The organism is Aestuarium sp. (assembly GCF_023253315.1).
GTDB classification, from domain to species: Bacteria; Pseudomonadota; Alphaproteobacteria; order Rhodobacterales; family Rhodobacteraceae; genus Marivivens; species Marivivens donghaensis.
The window spans coordinates 1-502 of record NZ_JALRGW010000247.1; the positions used below are offsets into that span (position 1 = coordinate 1).

The 502-nt window shown below is 53.4% G+C and carries 1 protein-coding gene; it reads left to right on the forward strand.

What is annotated here, in order from left to right; genetic code table 11:
- Positions 1 to 212 precede the first annotated feature (212 nt).
- The coding region (locus AC1QQ2_RS15160; protein WP_479713773.1) for a transporter substrate-binding domain-containing protein at positions 213 to 502 on the forward strand (290 nt) is incomplete at its 3' end.

Consider the following 502-nt stretch of genomic DNA (forward strand, 5'->3'; position numbering starts at 1 on the left):
ATGTAATCTGCCTAAGCAGCAAGCATCCCACGAACGGCTGCTATAAAGTTAGGCTTTACGTTTCGTAAACCTAGCTTCAAGCCTTGACCTTGGGCGGTATATTTGCCCAATTAAGCGGCATTGGCTCGCTTCTGCGGGCCACTGACATGAAGGTGGTCTTATGGCCATTGAGGAAACAGCCCAAAAGGGCGGTCCAATAGGAAGAGGTAAACATGAAAAAATCAGTAGTCCTAGCTACACTGGCAGTTGCTGGTATGGCTGCGGGTATGTCCCAAGCGTCGACCCTTGATGAGGTCAAAGCGCGTGGCAGCATGAACTGTGGTGTGACCACAGGTCTCACAGGCTTCGCAGAACCAAATGCCAGCGGCGTTTGGGAAGGTTTTGACGTTGCGGTATGCCGTGCCGTTGCAGCCGCCGTATTCGGCGACCCAATGGCGGTTGAGTTCGTTCCAACCACTGGTCAGACCCGCTTCACCGCGTTGGCCTCTGGCGAAGTTGATAT